Genomic DNA, 19,769 nt, shown 5'->3' on the forward strand with positions numbered 1-19,769 from the left:
GGGTTGGGGGGGGCCGGCGGGGGGGCCGGGGCCGGGGGGGGGGCGGCCCCCCCCCCCCCCCCCTCCTCCATGTCCGCACAGTCCGGGTCGCCGTCACGACGGTTCGTCACCACCCTGGTGCCTCGGTGGCCGGTCCGCGGGGCGGACGTGTCGCCGTCCGTGGTGGCGCTCGGGTCTACGTGGTGAGCTCACCGGCCGGCCGTGGTCCCGACGGCGTGAGTCCGTGACCGACCTCGTCCTCGTAGGTGTCCGCCGCGGTTGTAGCGGTCCGGGCGAGCGTCACAGACTTCCGCCCGCCGGATCCGGACCGATCGGACTCGGCAGTCCACCCGGACGGCCGAGGAGGCTGACGGCCGCGCCGGGGGACTTCCTCCCAGTACCGATCCTGAGGAGTTCCCATGTTCGAGGACCAGACCGTCGAGCTGCTGCCCGAGCGGACCACGATGCAGGCCTTCTTCTCGCAGAACGGCAATCTCTCCATCGCCATCGCCATCAACGCCGGGAACATCAACTTCGGCGGCACGCAGGTGAACACGGCCGTGGCGACGGCACTGGCCGGCGTCAACGTCGGCCGCGGACTCGGCCGCGGCTGACCACGACCGCAGAGAAGGCGGTGCGGACCTGCGCCGCCGCCACGGGAGGGGCGGTCGATCCCGGCCGTCCCTCCCCGTGTCCTGATCGGTCCGCGACAAGGGGGACGGCAGCGTGACGCAGAGCGAGGTCCTCGACCGCCCGTCGGCGGGTGTACCGCCGCCGCGTCTGGCCCTGGGCACGGAGCTGCTGGGCCAGTACCAGGACTCCGCCTACGAGGACCCCCGGTTCATCATCCGCCGGGTCGACGGGCAGGTCATGCAGGTGCCTCGCCTGCTCTACCGGCTCGCCGGCTCCCTCGACGGCCGGGACGCCGAGCAGATCGCGGCCGACCTGAGTGCCGAGCTCGGCCGGGAGCTGACCGCCGAGCAGGTGACCTTCCTGGTCGAGGAGCGGCTCCGACCCGCCGGGATCGTCGCTCTCGGCCCTCCCGACGCCTCCGTCGCAGGGACCGCGGACGCGAGCCCCCAGGCGCCGGTCCGCGCGGACCCGCTGCTAGGGCTCCGCTACCGCGCCGGTGTCATCCCGGCCGCCGTCAGCTGGCGCATCGCCGGGTTCTTCCGGCCGCTGTTCACCCGGCCGGCCTGGGTGGCGCTGGTCACCGCGTTCCTCGCCGTCGACGTGTGGATCGTCGCCCAGGGCGACGTCCTCGGCCGGATGGAGTCCGCCGTCGTCGACGTGGCCCGGCAGCCGGGGCTCATCCTCGCCCTCCTCGGCCTCACCGTGGTCTTCACCGCCTTCCACGAGTGCGGCCACGTGACCGCCTGCCGCTACGGCGGCGCCCGTCCCGGTGAGGTCGGCGTCGGGCTCTACATCGTCTGGCCGGCGTTCTACAGCAAGGTCACCGACAGCTACCGCCTCGACCGGGTCGGGCGGCTGCGGACCGACCTGGGCGGCGTCTACTTCAACTGCATCGCCATGCTGGCGCTGGGCCTGTGCCACCTCGGGACGGGCGAGCCGTGGCTGCTCATCGCGCTGGTCGCGATGCACACGCAGACAGCCTGGCAGTTCCTGCCCAACCTGCGGATGGACGGCTACTACATCCTCGCCGACCTGGTGGGGGTCCCCGAGCTGTTCGGCTTCGTGAAGCCGGCGCTGCTGAGCCTGCTCCCGGGCCGCCCGTCCCACCCGCTCCTGCGCAGACTCAGGCCACGGGCGCGCCGGGTGGTCGTGCTGTGGGTCGTGCTGATCGTCCCCACGCTGCTCGCCTGGCTGGTCGCCGTCCTCGTCGCCCTGCCGTACCTGCTGCCCGTCGCCTGGCAGGCGTCGCTGGAGTACGTCCGGCACCTCGACGCCGACGCCCGGAGCGGGGACGTCGTGGCCACCACGCTGGGCGTCCTGCAACTGTTGCTGCTGGTGCTGCCGTGGATCGGCCTGGGGCTCATCCTGTGGTCACTGGCCTCCCTGGTCGCCCGGCGTCCCGTCGCCCTGGTCGCCGGCCGTCCCGCCGTCCGCCGGGCCGGGCGGGTCGGGTCGGCCCACCGGGCAGCCGTCCGCCGGGTCGGTGCGGTGGTCGGGCTGGCAGGCCTCGGCGCCCTCGTGCTCGTGCGGGTGGCCTCCGTCGCCTGGTCGCACCCGGCCACCGCGGCGGAGCTCCGGCTGGTGGACGGTGCGTGGGCCGCCCTGCACGGCGTGGACGGTGCCGCAGCGGGCTCCGGCGACCGGCTGCTGCGCCTGCAGGTGGCCGGCTACGCCTGGCTGACCGGTGCCTTCGAGCGGCACGACACGATCCTGGCGGGAGGCCGGGAACTCGCGGTCGTGGCTTCGGCGGTCCTGGTGGTGGCGCTCCTCGCGCTCGTCCGGACCCGGCGCGTGCGCCCGGTCGCGGTGGCCCTGCCCCTGCTGGCGGTGCTCGTGATGGGGCCGGCGGTCACCGTGCTCGCCACGGTCGGCAGCGGTCTGGTCGGGGCCGCGTGGGCCGCCGTGGGCGCGCTCGTGCTGACCCGGGCACGGCACCCCGTCGCGGGAGCGCTCGGGATCGCCGCCGTCGCGGTGGGCGTGGCGACCGAGCCCCTGGTCGCCGTCCCGCTGGCCGTGGGCATCGGGACCCACCTCGGAGCCGGATCGGGCCGGCGCGCGCGGCACGCGGGCGGACCCCGGCACGCCCGCCCGGACACGGTGGAGGGCGACACCCGACCGTGGCTGGCAGCCCTCGTCGTCCTCCCGGTCGCCGCTGTGGTGGCCACCGTGCCGAGCGGTCCGGCCGACCTCCCCCTCGGAGCCTCCGAGCGCGCCGTACTGCTGCTCCTCGCGGCGCTCGCCGTCGGCACCGGGTTCCTCCTCCGCGGCCTCCGCCTGCCGGCGGCAGCTGCCGGTGCGGCCACCGTGCCGGCCGTGGTGCCCTGGCACGGGGCCGGCACGGCGCTCCCGGTGGTGCTGGTCGCCGTGGTGCTGCTCGGCGTCCTCTTCGCTGCCGCGTGGACCGGTGGCCCGGCGACGGCCCGCCCGCACCCGCTGCTCAGGGGCACATTCCTCGTGACCGCCCTGGTCGTCGTGATCACCGGAGCGCTCTTCCTGCCGGTGTCCGCGCGGACCCCGCCGCACCAGCAGCTCGCCGACTGGATCGCCGGGCCGGCCTCCTCCGGCGGCACCGTGGCGGTGCCGGCCGGGCTGTGGGGGGACCTCCTCCGGGACGGGGTCCCGCCCGATCGGCTGGTCCGGGTCGGGTCGCCGGCGGCCGCGGAGACGGACTGGGAGGTCACGGTCGGCGGCTCCACCGCCGGTACACCGCCGGCTGCCGCCTTCGGCGGGGGGCCCGCTGTCCTCATGGTCGGTCCGGGAACGGGGACCGGGGGAGCGGCCTCCGGTCGGGCGAACTGATTGTGAGGGAGGCGTAGCACAGGGGCACGACCCGGGCCGCGCGGGAGCCCGGACGTCGAATCCGGGACGAATCCGTGACTAATGTCGCCGCGCGGGATCCGTACCAGTAGCTCGGGGGAGCGGCAGTGGCGAGGGAGCTCATGCCGGGAGCGGTGGAACGACGGACGGGACACGGGATGCCGTGGTCCGTCCCTGATCGCGCTCGTCCCGTCTGATGGAGGCGATGCGCTGGCCCCTCACGGGTCGGGAAGCCGAGCTCCGGACCATGAACGCTGCGCTCACCGCGAGGCCGGAGCGCAGCCTGGTGATCACAGGTCCCCCGGGGGTGGGGCGGTCCCGACTGGCCCGGGAGGCCCTGACCGCCGCCGCGCAGCGGGGCCACCCGACCGCGTGGGCCGTGGCCACCGGCGCCGCGGCGCTCGTGCCGCTCGGCGCGTTGGCCCACCTCCTGCCCGCGGTGGACGACGGCGCGACCGGGCTGGCCCTGCTGCAACGGGCGACCGCGGCCATCGCCGGGGACGGGACCGGTCCGACCCCGGTCCTCGGCGTCGACGACGCCCATCTGCTCGACCAGATGTCGGTGACCCTCCTGCACCAGCTCGCCGCGAGCGGTGCGGTCATGCTGGTCCTGACCGTGCGCACAGGCGCGACGGAGCCGGATCCGGCCGCCCCGCTGTGGAAGGACGGGCTGGCCGACCGGATCCACCTGGAGCCGTTGCGCCGCGCCGAGCTCGTCCGGCTGATCGGCCAGGTGCTCGGCGGGGACGTGGACGCCCGGACGGGTGAGCGACTCTGGCACCTGAGTCAAGGCAACCCGTTGTTCCTCCGGGAGCTGCTGGAGGACGGCGTCTGGAGCGGTCGGCTGACGAGATGCGAGGGGGCGTGGCGGTGGCAGGACGCCATGCTGCCGTCCCAGCGGCTGTGCGAGATCGTGCTGGCCCAGCTGGGTCAGCTGGATGCCGCGGAGTGGCGGGTGCTGGAGGTCCTCGCCACGGTCGAACCGCTGTCGGCCCGCGAGGTCGAGGCGCTGAGCAGCCGGGAGGCCGTCGCCCGGCTCGAACGCCTCGGCGTCGTCGTCGACGACGCCAAGGGGACGCCGGGCCTCGTCCGTACGGCGCACCCGCTGTACACGGAGGTCGTCCGGAGCCGTACACCGGAGGCGGTGCTCCGATCCATCCGTCGTGAGCTCCTCGCGGGCTCCGGGGACGACCGGTCCCCGGCACATGTCGCAGCCCGGTGCCTGGCACTGCTCGACGGAGGGGAGCCGGTGCCGGACGCCGGGCAGCTCACCGCGGCCGCACGGAGTGCGGCCGCGATGCTCGACCACCGCCTCGCCGGGCGCCTGGCGCGGGCCGCCGTCGAGGCGGGCGGGCAGGCGCCGGCGTACCTGGCGCTGGTGGAGGCCACCACCTGGCCCGGGTCCCCGGTGGAGACCGAGGACCTCACCCGCCACGCCGCAGAGGTCGCCGTCACGGACGACGACCGCGTCGAGGCCACGGTGATCCGCGTGCTGGACCTGGCCTGCGCCCTCGGTCAGGTCGCCCAGGCGCAGGCCGTGCTCGACGCGGTGGTCCCGGCAGTCCGTTCCGACCACGGCCGCTCCCTCCTCGCGGCGACCGGGGCGGTCCTCGCCTTCTGCAGCGGCGACCCGGTCGGGGCGGTGGACCGGGCAACGGCTGTGCGCTCCACCGCCCGCGAAGGGGAGCCGGCCTGGCAGCTCGCGACCGCCGCGGCTGCACTGGGCCACGCCGTCACCGGAGCTCCGCGGTCGGCGCTGGCCAGGGTCGCCGAGGGCCGGGCCGTTCTCTCGTGGCCGGATGGGAGGAGCGTGCCCGCCTTCGTGCACCTGGCGTTGACGCAGGCGGAGGTCATGGCGCTCCGCCTGAGCGGACGGGCGCGTGAGCTCGAGTCCCTCGCTGCCGACCTCCACCGGCGCAACCTGGCCGGCCCGGAGTGGTACGGGGACGCCGTCGCCTCCCTGCACTGTGGCTGGGCCGCGCTCGCCGCCGGGCGGGTACGGGTGGCGGCCCGCTGGCTGGTCAGCGCGTACACGGGCCTGCGGAGGGCCGACCCGCTGGGTCTCCTGCCGGTGTGCCGCTCCCAGCTCGCGATGGCCCGGGCGCTCCTCGGCGACGTCGACGCCGCACGCGGGCTCGTCGCCGACCTCGACGGAGCCGCCTCCGCCGCGCTCCCCGTCTACGCCCCCTTCGTCCTCGTCGCGCGCGCCGTGGTGGCCGGTGCCCAGGGACACTCCGCCGAGGCCGCCCGGCTCAGCCGGGAGGCCGCTCGAAGCGCCGCCGAGCAGGGGCAGGTGGCGACCGAGGCGGTCGTCCTGCACACCACCTTCCGCTTCGGGCGCCCGCTCCACGTGGTCGACCGGCTCGGCGTCCTCGCCCGGCGCTGCGAGTCGGCCTACGTGCAGGACCTCGCCGACCACGTGGGGGCGATCGTGGCCGAGAACGGGGACGACCTCGACGTGCTGAGCCGCCGCTTCGAGGAGGCCGGCCTGCTGCTGACCGCTGCGGACGCCGCCGCAGAGGCGGCGGCCGCCCACGAGCGCCGGGGCGCGCGGCGTGCGGCGGCCACGGCCATGGCACGGGCCGTCACGCTGGCACGCGAGTGCGGCCTGGCAGGCAGTCAGTCGCTGCAGGCGCTGCTGCCCCCGTCCCTGACCGCACGGGAGCAGGAGGTGGCTCGGCTGGCCAGCCTCGGGTTGAGCAACGTGCAGATCGCGGACCGGCTGGTCGTGTCGGTGCGCACCGTCGAGGCGCACCTCTCTCACATCTACGGCAAGCTCGGCATCACCGGTCGGACCGAGCTGTCCGACGCGCTCGTGGACCCGCCACCGCGCACGGGCCCTCCGAACGGCGCCCGGGGGGAGTTGACGCTGCGCGGGCGGCGGCTGTCCGCGCGGCTGTGACCGCGGACCCGGGCGGGCGCGGACACAGGCCCCGGTCACCCGAGCCGGACCGACCCGGCCGGTGGGCCGGGGCGCACGCACTCCGTAGCCCGGTCTCGTCAGCCCGGTCTCGTCAGCCCGGTCTCGTCGTGCTGTCGCGAGGCCTGCCGCGGGACAGCGGTGTTCCTCAGCGGGGGGCGCGGCGCCGGTCCCAGGCCTCGTCCTCGTCGTCGACGGGGCCGCCGACGCCGTCCATGCCGGGGTTGAGCACGCCCCACTCGATGAGCCGGGTGGTGAGCTCGTCGGGGCTCATGTCGTAGATGATCGCCAGCGACTTGAGGTCCTCCGCGCGGATGGAGAGGACCTTGCCGTTGTAGTCGTGGCGCTGCGCCTGGATGGTCGAGGCGTAGCGGGCGAGCGGGCCGGCCTCGTCGGCGGGCAGCGAGCCCAGCGACTCGAGGTTCAGGACGATCTTGGTCGTCGAGGTGACGGCCGAGGAGGGGCGCGGGTCGGGCAGCAGCTCGGAGACCGGCACGCCGTAGAACACGGCGAGCTCGGAGAGCCGCTGGACGGTCACCGCGCGGTCCCCGCGTTCATAGGACCCGACGACGACGGCCTTCCAGCGTCCGTGCGACTTGTCCTCCACGCCCTGGAGGGAGAGACCCTGCTGGTTGCGGATGGCCCGCAGCCGGGCGCCGAGTGCCCGTGAGTAGTCGGTGCTCATGCGTCTCTGCTCACTGTCCGTCGTCGTGTCGGAGGCCGGTTCGTCACGCAGCGTACTCACAAGTGGCGGATGGCAACAGCGCATCCCTCGTGCGGATCATCCTGGGACTCCCGCGCCCACCTGCAGGGCCACGACGCGCGACGACGGTCACACGGAGGGGTGCAGTACGGTCGAGACCGGTCCACCCCACTCCTTTAACGACCCGTCCCGTGAGGCGGGGAAGGAGGCCTGATGGCCGGCACGACCGGGCCCCTGCCCGGGAACCAGTCCACAGACCCGTCCGACGGCCCGGCGCCCACCGTGCTGCTCGCCGCAGCCGACGTCGCCCGCGTCGTCGACCGCATGGCCCACCAGGTGATCGAGAAGTGCGCCGGGGGTGGCGGGGTGGGCGGAGACGCAGCCGGCCTCGCCGACGTCGTCCTGGTCGGCATCCCCACCCGCGGCGCCCCGCTGGCCCGCCGGCTGGCCGCCCGCATCGCCGCCTTCGCCGGCACGGCGGTCGACGTCGGCACCGTCGACATCACCCTGTACCGCGACGACCTGCGGATGCGCGGCGTCCGGGCGCTGGAGGACACCGTCCTGCCGCCCGCGGGGATCGACGGCCGGCTGGTCGTCCTCGTCGACGACGTCCTGTTCTCCGGCCGCTCGGTGCGCGCGGCCCTCGACGCGCTGCGCGACCTCGGCCGGCCCCGCGCGGTGCAGCTGGCGGTGCTGGTCGACCGCGGGCACCGCGAGCTGCCGATCCGCGCCGACTACGTGGGCAAGAACGTGCCCACCTCGCGCGCGCAGAAGGTCCGGGTGCACCTCGCCGAGACCGACGGCACCGACGAGGTCCTGGTGACCGGCCGGTGAAGCGCCACCTGCTGGACGCGGCCGACCTCGACCGCGCCGACGCCACGCTCGTCCTCGACACCGCCGCGCAGATCGACCAGGCGCTGGCCGGCCGCGAGGTCAAGAAGCTGCCCACGCTGCGCGGGCGCACGGTGGTCAACCTCTTCTACGAGGACTCCACCCGTACCCGCATCTCCTTCGAGCTCGCGGCCAAGCGGCTGTCCGCCGACGTCATCAACTTCTCGGCCAAGGGCAGCAGCGTCTCCAAGGGCGAGAGCCTCAAGGACACCGCGCTCACCCTCGAGGCGATGGGCAGCGACGCGATCGTCGTCCGCCACTCGGCGTCCGGCGCCCCGCACCGGTTGGCCGGCTGGGTGCGCGGCAGCGTCGTCAACGCCGGCGACGGCACCCACGAGCACCCCACCCAGGCGCTGCTGGACGCCTACACGATCCGCCGCCGGCTGGGCCGGCTCGACGGCGTGCGGGTGGCGGTCGTCGGCGACGTCCTGCACAGCCGGGTGGCCCGCTCCAACGTCTGGCTGCTGACGACGCTCGGCGCGGAGGTCACCCTCGTCGCGCCGCCGACGCTGCTGCCGGTCGGCGTCGGGTCCTGGCCGGTGCAGGTCTCCTACGACCTCGACGCCGTGCTGCCCAAGGCCGACGTCGTGATGATGCTGCGGGTCCAGCTCGAGCGGATGAACGCCTCGTTCTTCCCCAGCGCCCGCGAGTACAGCCGCCGCTACGGCCTGGACGCCGTCCGGATGGCCGCGCTGTCGGACGACGCGATCGTCATGCACCCCGGCCCGATGAACCGCGGCATGGAGATCGCCGCCGACGTCGCCGACTCGGTCCGCTCGACGATCGTCGAGCAGGTCGGCAACGGCGTCAGCGTCCGGATGGCCGTGCTCTACCTGCTCCTGGGAGGGGCCTCCTCGTGACCACGCTCATCAAGGGGGCGCGCGTGCTCGGCGGCGAGCCCGCCGACCTGCTGCTCCAGGACGGGCGGATCGCCGCGGTCGGGGACCGGTTGTCCGCCACCGGCGCGACCGTCGTCGACGCGGACGGGCTGGTCGCCCTGCCCGGCCTGGTCGACCTGCACACCCACCTGCGCGAGCCCGGCCGCGAGGACGCCGAGACGGTGGAGACCGGCAGCCGCGCCGCGGCGCTCGGCGGGTTCACCGCGGTGCACGCCATGGCCAACACCGACCCGGTCGCCGACACCGCCGGCGTCGTCGAGCAGGTGTGGCGGCTGGGCCAGGAGGCTGGGCTGGTCGACGTCGTGCCGGTCGGCGCGGTCACCGTCGGGCTGCGCGGCGAGCGGCTGGCCGAGCTCGGCGCGATGGCCGACTCCGCCGCCCGCGTGCGGGTCTTCTCCGACGACGGGCACTGCGTGGCCGACCCCGCGCTCATGCGCCGCGCGCTGGAGTACGTCAAGGCCTTCGACGGCGTCGTCGCGCAGCACGCCGAGGAGCCGCGGCTGACCGCCGGCGCGCAGATGAACGAGGGCGACCGCTCCGCGCGGCTCGGGCTGACCGGCTGGCCGGCCGCCGCCGAGGAGGCGGTCATCGCCCGCGACGTGCTGCTCGCCCAGCACGTGGGAGCCCGGCTGCACGTCTGCCACGTCTCCACCGCCGGCTCCGTGGAGATCCTGCGCTGGGCGAAGTCCCGCGGCGTGCAGGTGACCGCCGAGGTCACCCCGCACCACCTGCTGCTCACCGAGGCCTGCGCCGAGTCCTACGACCCGGTGTTCAAGGTCAACCCGCCGCTGCGCACCGACGAGGACGTCCACGCCCTCCGCGCCGGCCTGGCCGACGGCACGATCGACGCCGTCGCCACCGACCACGCGCCGCACGCGGTGGAGGACAAGGAGAGCGAGTGGGCGCAGGCCCGGCCCGGGATGCTCGGGCTGGAGCAGGCGCTGTCGGTGGTGCTGGAGACGCTGGTGGAGCCCGGCCTGCTCGACTGGGCCGGCGTCGCCGACCGCACGTCGGCCCGCCCCGCGGCCATCGGCCGCCTGGCCGGTCACGGGCGCCCGCTGGCGCCGGGTGAGCCGGCCAACCTGCTGCTGCTGGACCCCGCCGCCCGGGCCACCGTCGACCCGGCCGCGCTGGCCAGCCGCAGCCGCAACAGTCCCTACGCCGGCCGGGAGCTGCCCGGCCGGGTCGTCGCCACGTTCCTGCGGGGCGAGGCGACGGTGCTCGACGGAAAGGCAGTGAAGTGAGCGAGGCGATCCTCGTCCTCGAGGACGGGCGGACGTTCCGCGGCGAGTCCTACGGCAAGGTCGGGACGACGGTCGGCGAGGCGGTGTTCGCCACCGGGATGACCGGCTACCAGGAGACGCTGACCGACCCCAGCTACGCCGGCCAGATCGTCACGATGACCGCGCCGCACGTCGGCAACACCGGCGTCAACGGCGAGGACGACGAGAGCCGCCGCATGTGGGTGGCCGGGTTCGTCGTCCGCGACCCCGCCCGCCGCCCGGCCAACTGGCGGGCCACCGGCAGCCTCGACGACGAGCTCGCCGCGCAGGGCGTCGTCGGGATCAGCGGCATCGACACCCGCGCCCTGACCCGGCACCTGCGCGAGCGCGGCGCGATGCGCGCCGGGATCAGCAGCGAGTCCACCGACCCCGACGCCCTGCTCGCCCGGGTGCGCGCCGCCGAGGGCATGGCCGGCGCCGACCTCGCGCCGCAGGTGAGCACCCGCGAGCCCTACGTCGTCCCGGCGGTGGGGGAGCGGCGGTTCACCATCGCCGCGCTCGACCTCGGCATCAAGACCGCCACCCCGCGGCACCTCGCCGCGCTCGGCGTCGAGACGCACGTGCTGCCCTCGACCGCGACCGCGCAGGACCTGCTCGCCGCCGGCCCCGACGGCGTGTTCCTCTCCAACGGCCCCGGCGACCCGGCCGCGGCCGACTACGCCGTCGCCGCGGTGCGGGGCGTGCTCGACGCCGGCCGGCCGCTGTTCGGCATCTGCTTCGGCAACCAGATCCTCGGCCGGGCGCTGGGCCTGGGCACCTACAAGCTGCGCTTCGGCCACCGCGGCCTCAACCAGCCGGTGCTCGACCGCGTCAGCGGCACCGTCCGGGTGACCAGCCACAACCACGGGTTCGCCGTCGACGCGCCGCTGGACCGGCCCACCGACACCCCCTACGGACGGGTCGAGGTCAGCCACGTCGGCCTCAACGACGACGTCGTCGAGGGGCTGCGGCTGCTCGACGCCCCGGCGTTCAGCGTCCAGTTCCACCCCGAGTCCGCCGCCGGCCCGCACGACGCGGCACCGCTGTTCCAGCGGTTCGTCGACCTCCTGCAGGCCACGCGGGACGGCGGGGACGCGGTCAGCCCGGCGCCGCTGGTCCAGCACAGCACGGGGGAGAACGCCTGATGCCCAAGCGCACCGACATCTCGCACGTCCTGGTCATCGGCTCCGGGCCGATCCTCATCGGCCAGGCCGCGGAGTTCGACTACTCCGGCACCCAGGCCTGCCGCGTGCTGCGCGCCGAGGGCCTGCGGGTCAGCCTGGTCAACAGCAACCCGGCGACGATCATGACCGACCCCGACGTCGCCGACGCCACCTACGTCGAGCCGCTGACGCCGGAGTTCGTCGAGCGGGTGATCGCCAAGGAGCGCCCCGACGCGCTGCTGGCCACCCTCGGCGGGCAGACCGCGCTCAACATCGCCATCGGCCTGTACGAGAACGGCACGCTGGAGCGCTACGGCGTCCGGCTCATCGGCGCCGACGTCGACGCGATCAACCGCGGCGAGGACCGGCAGATGTTCAAGGACATCGTCCGGTCGATCGGCGCCGACGCCCCGCGCTCGCGGGTGTGCTCCACCGTCGAGGAGGCGCTGGAGACCGCCGCCGAGGTCGGCTACCCCGTCGTCATCCGGCCGAGCTTCACCATGGGCGGCCTCGGCTCCGGCTTCGCCACCGACGAGGCGATGCTGCGCCGGATGGCCTCCCACGGCCTCGCGGACTCCCCGGTGCACACCGTGCTCGTCGAGGAGTCGGTGCTCGGCTGGAAGGAGTACGAGCTCGAGCTCATGCGCGACCGCAGCGACAACGTGGTCGTCGTCTGCTCGATCGAGAACGTCGACGCGATGGGCGTGCACACCGGCGACTCGGTCACGGTCGCGCCGGCCATGACGCTCACCGACGTCGAGTACCAGCGGATGCGCGACGTCGGCATCGCGGTGCTGCGCGAGGTCGGCGTCGACACCGGCGGGTGCAACATCCAGTTCGCCGTCAACCCCGCCGACGGGCGCCTGGTCGTCATCGAGATGAACCCGCGCGTCTCCCGGTCGTCGGCGCTGGCGTCGAAGGCCACCGGTTTCCCGATCGCCAAGATCGCCGCGAAGCTCGCCATCGGCTACACCCTCGACGAGATCACCAACGACATCACCGGCGTCACCCCGGCCAGCTTCGAGCCGGCGCTGGACTACGTCGTCGTGAAGATCCCGCGGTTCGCGTTCGAGAAGTTCCCCGGCGCCGACCCGCGGCTGACCACGACGATGAAGAGCGTCGGCGAGGTCATGGCGCTGGGCCGCAACTTCCCCGAGGCGCTGGGCAAGGCGATGCGGTCCACCGAGACGAAGGTGGCGGGCTTCTGGACCGGCCCGGAGGACGGGTCGACGGCCGAGGAGCTGCTCGAGGCGTTGCGCACGCCGGTCGACGGGCGGCTGTACGTGGCCGAGGCGGCGCTGCGCGCCGGCGCCACCGTCGAGCAGGTCGCCGAGGCCAGCGGCTTCGACCCGTGGTTCGTCGACCAGATCGCGCTGGTCGGGGAGGTCGGCGCGGAGGTCCGCGAGGCGCCGGCGCTCACCGCCGCGGTGCTGCGCCGGGCCAAGCGGCACGGGTTGAGCGACCGGCAGATCGCCGCGCTGCGGCCGGAGCTGTCGGGGGAGGACGGCGTCCGGCTGCTGCGCCACCGGCTCGGCGTCCGGCCCGTGTTCAAGACCGTGGACACCTGCGCCGCCGAGTTCGCCGCCCGCACGCCGTACCACTACTCGTCCTACGACGAGGAGACCGAGGTCGAGCCGCGGGAGAAGCCGGCCGTGCTGATCCTCGGCTCCGGGCCCAACCGGATCGGGCAGGGCATCGAGTTCGACTACTCGTGCGTGCACGCGGTCATGGCGCTGCAGGACGCCGGCTACGAGGCCGTGATGGTCAACTGCAACCCCGAGACCGTCTCCACCGACTACGACACCGCCGACCGGCTGTACTTCGAGCCGCTGACCTTCGAGGACGTCCTCGAGGTGGTCGAGGCCGAGCGCGCCGCCGGGCCGGTGGCCGGGGTCGTCTGCACCCTCGGCGGGCAGACGCCGCTGGGCCTCGCGCAGCGGCTCAAGGACGCCGGCGTGCCGGTGCTGGGCACCTCGCCCGAGGCCATCGACGACGCCGAGGACCGCGGGGCGTTCTCCCGGGTGCTCGCCGACGCCGCCCTCCGAGCGCCCGAGCACGGCACCGCGACGACGTTCGCCGAGGCCCGCGCGATCGCCGCCGCGATCGGCTACCCCGTGCTTGTCCGCCCGTCCTACGTGCTCGGCGGGCGCGGCATGGAGATCGTCTACGACGACGCCACGCTCGAGGCCTACATCGCCAAGGCCACCGACGTCAGCCCCGCGCACCCGGTGCTGGTCGACCGGTTCCTCGAGGACGCCGTCGAGATCGACGTCGACGCGCTCTACGACGGCACCGAGCTCTACCTCGGCGGCGTCATGGAGCACATCGAGGAGGCCGGCATCCACTCCGGCGACTCCGCGTGCGCGCTGCCGCCCATCACCCTGGGCTCCTCCGACCTGGCGCAGATCCGCACCGCCACCGAGGCGCTGGCCGCCCGGATCGGCGTCCGCGGGCTGCTCAACGTGCAGTACGCGCTCAAGGACAACGTCCTGTACGTGCTGGAGGCCAACCCGCGGGCCAGCCGCACGGTGCCGTTCGTGTCCAAGGCGACCGCGGTGCAGCTGGCCAAGGCCGCGGCGCGGATCGCGGTGGGGGAGACGATCGCCGACCTGCGCACCACCGGTGTGCTGCCGGCCACCGGCGACGGCACCGACCTGCCCGAGCACGCGCCGATCGCGGTCAAGGAGGCGGTGCTGCCCTTCCACCGGTTCCGCACCGTCGAGGGCCACGGCGTCGACACGGTCCTGTCACCGGAGATGAAGTCCACCGGCGAGGTCATGGGCCTCGACGACGGCTTCGGGACCGCGTTCGCCAAGTCCCAGGCCGCCGCCTACGGCTCGCTGCCCACCGGGGGCACGGTCTTCGTCTCGCTGGCCAACCGGGACAAGCGGGCCGCGGTGTTCCCGGTCAAGCGGCTGGCCGACCTCGGCTTCCGGGTGCTCGCCACCGCCGGCACCGCGCGGGTGCTGCGCCGCAACGGCGTGGACTGCGAGGTGGTCGGCAAGTACAGCGAGGGCCCGGGCAACTGCGTCGAGCGGATCCTCGCCGGCGACGTCGACGTCGTGGTGAACACGCCGTTCGGGTCGCCGGGCAACAGCGGGCCGCGGCTGGACGGCTACGAGATCCGCACCGCGGCGGTGGCCGCCGGCATCCCGTGCGTCACCACGGTGCAGGGGCTGGCGGCGGCGGTGCAGGGCGTCGAGGCCCTGCGCCGCGGCGGCCTCGGCGTGCGCAGCCTGCAGGAGGTCCACGCCGGTCTGACCGCCGCGCCGGCGCCGCGCCCGTGAGCGTCGTCGGGCAGGTGCGGGACGACCTGGTCGCCCGCGGGCTGCTCGACGGGCTGGCGGCGTCGTTCCTGGCCGGGGTCACCCGGTTCGCGACGCCGCCGGCCGACGAGCTCGCCGCGCTGCGGGCCGCCGCCGAGGGCCTCGCCGCGCGGCTGGCGGCGGGGGAGGCCGGCGACGCCGACTTGCCGCTGCTCACCCGGGTGGCGTTCTTCGCCGGGCACGGCGGGCTGCTGGCCGCGCACGGGGTGCGGACGCCGTCCTACGACCTGCTCGGCTCCTACCGCGACAACCTGCCGGCCCCCGTCGGCCCGCGGCTGCCGCGGCGGCCGCGGGCCGGTGACCGGCGGTGGCGGGTGCTCGGCCGCGACGTCGCCTTCCCGTTGGGGGTGCCGGCGTGCGTGCTGAACGGCGGGGAGGAGTGGGTCCGCTTCCACGCCCGCAACGGGTTCAGCGTGCTCACCTACAAGACCGTGCGCAGCCGGGCGCACGAGCCGAACGTGCAGCCGAACTGGACGTTCGCGCCGCGCCCGCCGGGTGACGCCGTCGTCTCCGACCCCTGGGACTGGGTGGAGCCCGGCTCCCCGGACGTCAGCACGGTCAACTCCTTCGGCGTGCCCTCGCCGGCGCCGCGGGAGTGGATGGCCGACCTCGAGCGGTCGCTGGCCGCCGTCGACGCCGACCAGCTGCTGCTGGTCAGCGTCATGGGGTCCGGCGACGGCCCCGCCCTGGTCGACGACTTCGCCCGGGTGGCGGCGATGGCCCAGGAGGCCGGGGCGACCGTCGTCGAGCTCAACCTGTCGTGCCCGAACACGCTGTCGGCCTCGCCGGACGGCGTGAAGCCGCCGCTGTGCCTGGACGCGGACGCCACCGTCGCCGTCGTCGCGCGCGTGCGCCGCGCGCTGGACGACCGCACCGGGCTGGTCGCCAAGCTGTCCTGGCTCGACGAGGACCGGCTGGCCGCGCTGGTGCCCCGGCTGGCGCCGCTGGTCGACGGCGTCGCGGGCATCAACACGGTGGCGAGCCGGGTGGTGCGCGGCGACGGCGAGCCGACCTTCCCCGGCCGCGCGGTGGCCGGGCTGTCGGGGGCGGCCGTGCGCGGCCGGGCGCTGGACTTCACCCGCCGGCTCGTGGCGCTGCGCGAGGCGTCCGGCCGGCGCTTCGACGTGCTGGCGATGGGCGGGGTCACCGACCCGGCGTCGTTCGCGGCGCTGCACGAGGCCGGCGCCGACGCCGTGCAGTCGGCGTCGGGCGCCTTCGCCGACCCCTTCCTCGCCCGCGACTGCATCGCCGCGCACGGCGACACCCTGCCGCGGTCGGTGCCCCGGTGAGCGCGCGGTTCGGGCAGCGCCTCGCCGACGCCGTCGCGGCCCGGGGGCCGCTGTGCGTGGGCATCGACCCGCACACACCGCTGCTGGAGCGCTGGGGACTGGCCGACGACGTCGACGGGCTGCGCCGGTTCACCGACACGGTGGTGGACACACTGGCCGGCGAGGTCGCGGTGCTCAAGCCGCAGTCGGCGTTCTTCGAGCGGCACGGCTCGCGCGGCCTGGCCGTGCTGGAGGACGCCGTCGCCCGGGCCCGCGCGGCCGGGGCGCTGGTGCTGCTCGACGCCAAGCGCGGCGACATCGGCTCGACGATGGACGCCTACGCCGACGTGCTGCGCCCGGAGCACCCGTGCGCGGTCGACGCGCTCACCGTCAGCCCCTACCTGGGGCCGGGCTCGCTGCAGCCGGCCGTGGACACCGCCCGGCTCACCGGCGGCGGGCTGTTCGTGCTGGCCCGCACGTCCAACCCCGACGCCGGCACGCTGCAGCACGCGGCGGTGGGGGAGCGGTCGGTGGCGCAGGCCGTCGTCGACACCGTCCGCGGCTGGAACACCCCCGGCTGGGTGGTGGGCGACCCGCTGCCCGACCCCGGCGCGGTGCAGGACCTCGGCAGCCGCTGGGGCGCCACGACCGGGTCGTTCGGCGTCGTCGTCGGCGCCACGCTGGGCGAGCTCGACGTCGACCTCGACGGGCTGGGCGGCCCGGTGCTCGCGCCGGGGCTGGGCGCTCAGGGCGGCTCGGCCGCGGACCTGCGGCGGCTGTTCGGCACCGGCCGCGCGGTCGTCCCGACCGTCTCCCGCGACGTGCTCGCCGCGGGCCCGGACCCCGCCGGGCTGCGCGCCGCGGCCGCCCGCTGGGCCGAGGACCTGGCCGGCTGAGCCGGCCGCCGGCCCGCCTGCCGACGGGCGTCCCGGCGCGCCGTCCGGCGTGTCACGTGCGGTCGTGTCGGAGCCGGTGACCCGATACGAATGCGTTTCGTATACTTTGTGACCTGCGGTGTTCACGGACGGTCACGCCGACCTTCCACAGGGCGTCACGAGCGGACGACCGGAGGTCGAAAACCTCGCGCAAACAGCGCGTGACCTGCGGATTCGGGGTTACTAGGTTGATCGTCGGCGCCCAGACCGCGGGCCCCGCACCCGACACCGCACGTACCCGCCGGGTCGCAGATCCCCGGCAACGACACGATGGGACGCACCATGCCCCTCCCCGACCTGTCCCCCGAACAGCGCGCCGCCGCCCTGGAGAAGGCCGCCGCCGCCCGCAAGGCGCGCGCCGAGCTCCGCGAGCGGCTCAAGAGCAAGGGCGCCACGGTCGGCGACGTCCTCAAGCAGGGCGAGACCGACGAGGTCATCGGCAAGATGCGCGTCTCCGCGGTGCTCGAGTCCCTGCCCGGCGTGGGCAAGGCCCGGGCTGCGAAGATCATGGAGCGGCTCGAGATCTCCCCGACCCGCCGGGTGCGCGGCCTGGGCGCCAACCAGCGCAAGGCGCTGGAGGCGGAGTTCGGCGGCGAGAACGTCGTCGCCGACCAGGTGCCCGCCGACTCGACGGTCTGAGGTCGCACCGCCGCACCACCCGTCCGACGCCAGCACCACGAGGGACCACCCGTTGCCGACTGCCCAGCCGATCCCTGCCCCGGCGCGCCTGACGGTGCTCTCCGGACCCTCGGGGGTCGGCAAGGGCACCGTCGTCGCCGAGGTCCGCCGCCGGTACCCCGACGTGTGGGTCTCGGTGTCGGTGACCACCCGCCGGCAGCGCCCGGGCGAGGTCGACGGGGTGCACTACCACTTCCTCAGCGACGCCGAGTTCGACCGGCTGGTCGCCGAGGACGGCCTCCTCGAGTGGGCCGAGTACGCGGGCAACCGCTACGGCACGCCGGCCGCCCCGGTCCGCGAGCGTCTCGCGGCCGGGGCCCCGGCGCTGCTCGAGATCGAGCTGCAGGGCGCCCGCCAGGTGCGGGCGCGCGCCCAGGAGGCCCAGCTCGTCTTCCTCGCCCCGCCGTCGTGGGCGGAGCTGAAGAGCCGGCTGGCCGGCCGCGGCTCGGAGCCGCCGGCCGTGCAGGAGCGCCGGCTCGCGATCGCGCAGGCCGAGCTGGACGCCGCGGGGGAGTTCGACGTCGTGGTGGTCAACGACGACGTCGCGAGGGCCGCGGACGAGTTGGTAGGATTGCTGGTCGCGCCGTCGGCAGGAAAGGCCGCCGGCGCCTCCGAGTGACCGGCCACCCGAGGCCCCCCACTCCCACCGAGCCAACCGAGGAGCACGCCCGCCCGTGTCCGGAGTCGCACCCGCCCCCGAGGGCATCACCAACCCGCCGATCGACGAGCTGCTCGAGCGCACCAGCAGCAAGTACGGCCTGGTGATCTTCGCCGCCAAGCGCGCGCGGCAGATCAACGCCTACTACAGCCAGCTCTCCGAGGGCCTGCTCGAGTACGTCGGCCCGCTGGTCGACACCGCGCCCCAGGAGAAGCCCCTGTCGATCGCGCTGCGCGAGATCAACGAGGGCCTGCTGACCCACACCGCCGGCGACAACTAGGCCGCCCGGCCCCAGAAGTGGTGACGACGCCCCCGGCCTGGCCGGGGGCGTCGTCGCGTCTGCGGGAGGATGGAACGCATGAGCCGGATCGTGCTGGGCGTCGCCGGGGGCGTGGCCGCCTACAAGGCCGCCCTGCTGCTGCGCGCGCTGACCGAGGCCGGGCACGACGTCCGCGTCGTCCCCACCCCCGGTGCGCTGCACTTCGTCGGTGCGGCGACCTTCGAGGCGCTGTCCGGCCACCCGGTCACCACCGACGTCTGGTCCGACGTGCCCGAGGTGGCGCACGTCCGCATCGGCCAGGAGGCGGACCTCGTCGTGGTCGCCCCCGCCACCGCCGACCTGCTGGCCCGCGCCGCCACGGGCCGCGCCGACGACCTGCTCACCGCCACCCTGCTCACCGCGCACTGCCCGGTCGTGTTCGTGCCGGCCATGCACACCGAGATGTGGCTGCACCCGGCCACCCAGGACAACGTCGCCACGCTCCGCCGCCGCGGCTCGATCGTGCTGCCGCCGGCCGTCGGCCGGCTGACCGGCCCCGACTCCGGGCCCGGCCGGCTGCCCGAGCCCGCCGACGTCGCCGCGCTGGCGCAGGTGGTCCTCGCGGCGGGCGCCGGCGTCGTGCGGGCCGACCTCACCGGCCGCCGCGTCCTGATCAGCGCCGGCGGCACCCGCGAGCCGCTGGACCCGGTGCGCTACCTGGGCAACCGCTCGTCGGGCAGGCAGGGCTGGGCGCTGGCCCGCGTCGCCGCCGCCCGCGGCGCCGACGTCACCCTCGTCGCGGCCAACGTCGACCTGCCCGCGCCGTTCGGCGTCCGCGTGGTCCCGGCCGGGACGGCGGAGGAGCTGCGCGCCGCGATGCTCGCCGAGGCTGGGTCCGGCGGGGAGGCGGCAGCCGACGTCGTCGTCATGGCGGCGGCGGTCGCGGACTTCCGGCCGGCCACCGTCGCGGCCACCAAGCTCAAGAAGGACAGCGCGAGCGAGCCCGACGCCGTCCCGCTGGTGCGCAACCCCGACGTGCTCGCCGAGCTGGTCACCAAGCGCGCCCCCGGGCAGCTCGTGATCGGCTTCGCCGCCGAGACCGGCGACGCCGACGCCGACGTGCTGGCCCACGCCCGCGCCAAGCTCGCCCGCAAGGGCTGCGACCTGCTCGTCGTCAACGACGTCTCCGGCGGCGGGGTGTTCGGCCGCCCGGACAACGCCGCGGTCGTCCTCGCCGCCGACGGCACCGCCACGGAGGTGCCCCACGGCAGCAAGGACGCCGTCGCCGCGGCGGTCTGGCAGGTCGTCCTGCCCCGTCTCGCCTGACCGGCGGCTGCCACGGGCTGGACGCGCCGGTAAGTTGCTCCCACGGCGCGGG

15 protein-coding genes are annotated in these 19,769 nt (G+C 75.2%); 14 read left to right on the plus strand and 1 reads right to left on the minus strand.

Annotated features, from left to right (window positions below; translation table 11 throughout):
• Positions 1 to 398 precede the first annotated feature (398 nt).
• From ACI8AB_RS20250 to ACI8AB_RS20260, 3 genes are all read left to right on the plus strand, one after another.
• The gene (locus tag ACI8AB_RS20250) at positions 399 to 593 is read left to right on the plus strand and encodes a hypothetical protein (RefSeq protein ID WP_456951597.1); all 195 of its coding nucleotides are present in this window, start codon (positions 399 to 401) and stop codon (positions 591 to 593) included.
• Between the two features lie 112 nt (positions 594 to 705).
• Entirely contained in the window at positions 706 to 3,411 is a 2,706-nt protein-coding gene (locus ACI8AB_RS20255) for a hypothetical protein (protein WP_456951598.1), read from the plus strand.
• A 223-nt stretch (positions 3,412 to 3,634) separates the two neighbouring features.
• Positions 3,635 to 6,331 carry a LuxR C-terminal-related transcriptional regulator gene (locus tag ACI8AB_RS20260; RefSeq protein ID WP_456951599.1) on the plus strand — a complete coding sequence of 899 codons (2,697 nt, stop codon included), beginning with the start codon at positions 3,635 to 3,637 and terminating at the stop codon, positions 6,329 to 6,331.
• 166 nt (positions 6,332 to 6,497) lie between these two features.
• On the opposite strand, the gene bldD is transcribed toward ACI8AB_RS20260, so the two are convergent.
• Entirely contained in the window at positions 6,498 to 7,034 is a 537-nt protein-coding gene (bldD, locus tag ACI8AB_RS20265; protein ID WP_387986855.1) for a transcriptional regulator BldD, read from the minus strand.
• A gap of 231 nt (positions 7,035 to 7,265) precedes the next feature.
• Between bldD and pyrR the strand changes: the two genes are divergently transcribed.
• From pyrR to coaBC, 11 genes are all read left to right on the plus strand, one after another.
• Entirely contained in the window at positions 7,266 to 7,886 is a 621-nt protein-coding gene (gene pyrR / locus ACI8AB_RS20270; RefSeq protein ID WP_456951600.1) for a bifunctional pyr operon transcriptional regulator/uracil phosphoribosyltransferase PyrR, read from the plus strand.
• The gene (locus ACI8AB_RS20275; RefSeq protein WP_387986861.1) at positions 7,883 to 8,803 is read left to right on the plus strand and encodes an aspartate carbamoyltransferase catalytic subunit; all 921 of its coding nucleotides are present in this window, start codon (positions 7,883 to 7,885) and stop codon (positions 8,801 to 8,803) included. The genes pyrR and ACI8AB_RS20275 overlap by 4 nt, the downstream gene beginning before the upstream one ends.
• On the plus strand, positions 8,800 to 10,086 hold the full coding sequence (locus tag ACI8AB_RS20280) for a dihydroorotase (protein WP_456951601.1): 1,287 nt from the start codon (positions 8,800 to 8,802) through the stop codon (positions 10,084 to 10,086). The genes ACI8AB_RS20275 and ACI8AB_RS20280 overlap by 4 nt, the downstream gene beginning before the upstream one ends.
• The gene (carA, locus tag ACI8AB_RS20285; RefSeq protein ID WP_456951602.1) at positions 10,083 to 11,249 is read left to right on the plus strand and encodes a glutamine-hydrolyzing carbamoyl-phosphate synthase small subunit; all 1,167 of its coding nucleotides are present in this window, start codon (positions 10,083 to 10,085) and stop codon (positions 11,247 to 11,249) included. The genes ACI8AB_RS20280 and carA overlap by 4 nt, the downstream gene beginning before the upstream one ends.
• Positions 11,249 to 14,554, plus strand: coding sequence for a carbamoyl-phosphate synthase large subunit (gene carB / locus ACI8AB_RS20290; RefSeq protein ID WP_456951603.1), 3,306 nt, complete (start codon positions 11,249 to 11,251; stop codon positions 14,552 to 14,554). The genes carA and carB overlap by 1 nt, the downstream gene beginning before the upstream one ends.
• The gene (locus ACI8AB_RS20295; RefSeq protein ID WP_456951604.1) at positions 14,551 to 15,882 is read left to right on the plus strand and encodes a dihydroorotate oxidase; all 1,332 of its coding nucleotides are present in this window, start codon (positions 14,551 to 14,553) and stop codon (positions 15,880 to 15,882) included. The genes carB and ACI8AB_RS20295 overlap by 4 nt, the downstream gene beginning before the upstream one ends.
• On the plus strand, positions 15,879 to 16,757 hold the full coding sequence (gene pyrF / locus ACI8AB_RS20300) for an orotidine-5'-phosphate decarboxylase (RefSeq protein ID WP_456951605.1): 879 nt from the start codon (positions 15,879 to 15,881) through the stop codon (positions 16,755 to 16,757). Before ACI8AB_RS20295 ends, pyrF begins: the two co-directional genes overlap by 4 nt.
• Positions 16,758 to 17,078: 321 nt before the next feature.
• On the plus strand, positions 17,079 to 17,435 hold the full coding sequence (gene mihF, locus ACI8AB_RS20305; RefSeq protein WP_387986876.1) for an integration host factor, actinobacterial type: 357 nt from the start codon (positions 17,079 to 17,081) through the stop codon (positions 17,433 to 17,435).
• 52 nt (positions 17,436 to 17,487) lie between these two features.
• Entirely contained in the window at positions 17,488 to 18,093 is a 606-nt protein-coding gene (gene gmk, locus ACI8AB_RS20310; RefSeq protein WP_456951606.1) for a guanylate kinase, read from the plus strand.
• A 55-nt stretch (positions 18,094 to 18,148) separates the two neighbouring features.
• Positions 18,149 to 18,412, plus strand: coding sequence for a DNA-directed RNA polymerase subunit omega (rpoZ, locus tag ACI8AB_RS20315; protein WP_089305624.1), 264 nt, complete (start codon positions 18,149 to 18,151; stop codon positions 18,410 to 18,412).
• 78 nt (positions 18,413 to 18,490) lie between these two features.
• Entirely contained in the window at positions 18,491 to 19,717 is a 1,227-nt protein-coding gene (gene coaBC / locus ACI8AB_RS20320; protein WP_456951607.1) for a bifunctional phosphopantothenoylcysteine decarboxylase/phosphopantothenate--cysteine ligase CoaBC, read from the plus strand.
• The last annotated feature ends 52 nt before the right edge of the window (positions 19,718 to 19,769 follow it).

The sequence above is a fragment of the Geodermatophilus sp. SYSU D00698 genome, assembly GCF_054050335.1.

What these genes read in the sequence shown, in the direction of transcription:
- mihF (WP_387986876.1), top strand. Translation starts at nt 17,079, where the DNA reads ATGCCCCTCCCCGACCTGTCCCCCGAACAGCGCGCCGCCGCCCTGGAG.
- pyrR (WP_456951600.1), top strand. Translation starts at nt 7,266, where the DNA reads ATGGCCGGCACGACCGGGCCCCTGCCCGGGAACCAGTCCACAGACCCG.
- ACI8AB_RS20260 (WP_456951599.1), top strand. Translation starts at nt 3,635, where the DNA reads ATGCGCTGGCCCCTCACGGGTCGGGAAGCCGAGCTCCGGACCATGAAC.
- coaBC (WP_456951607.1), top strand. Translation starts at nt 18,491, where the DNA reads ATGAGCCGGATCGTGCTGGGCGTCGCCGGGGGCGTGGCCGCCTACAAG.
- bldD (WP_387986855.1), bottom strand. Translation starts at nt 7,034, where the DNA reads ATGAGCACCGACTACTCACGGGCACTCGGCGCCCGGCTGCGGGCCATC.
- ACI8AB_RS20250 (WP_456951597.1), top strand. Translation starts at nt 399, where the DNA reads ATGTTCGAGGACCAGACCGTCGAGCTGCTGCCCGAGCGGACCACGATG.
- carB (WP_456951603.1), top strand. Translation starts at nt 11,249, where the DNA reads ATGCCCAAGCGCACCGACATCTCGCACGTCCTGGTCATCGGCTCCGGG.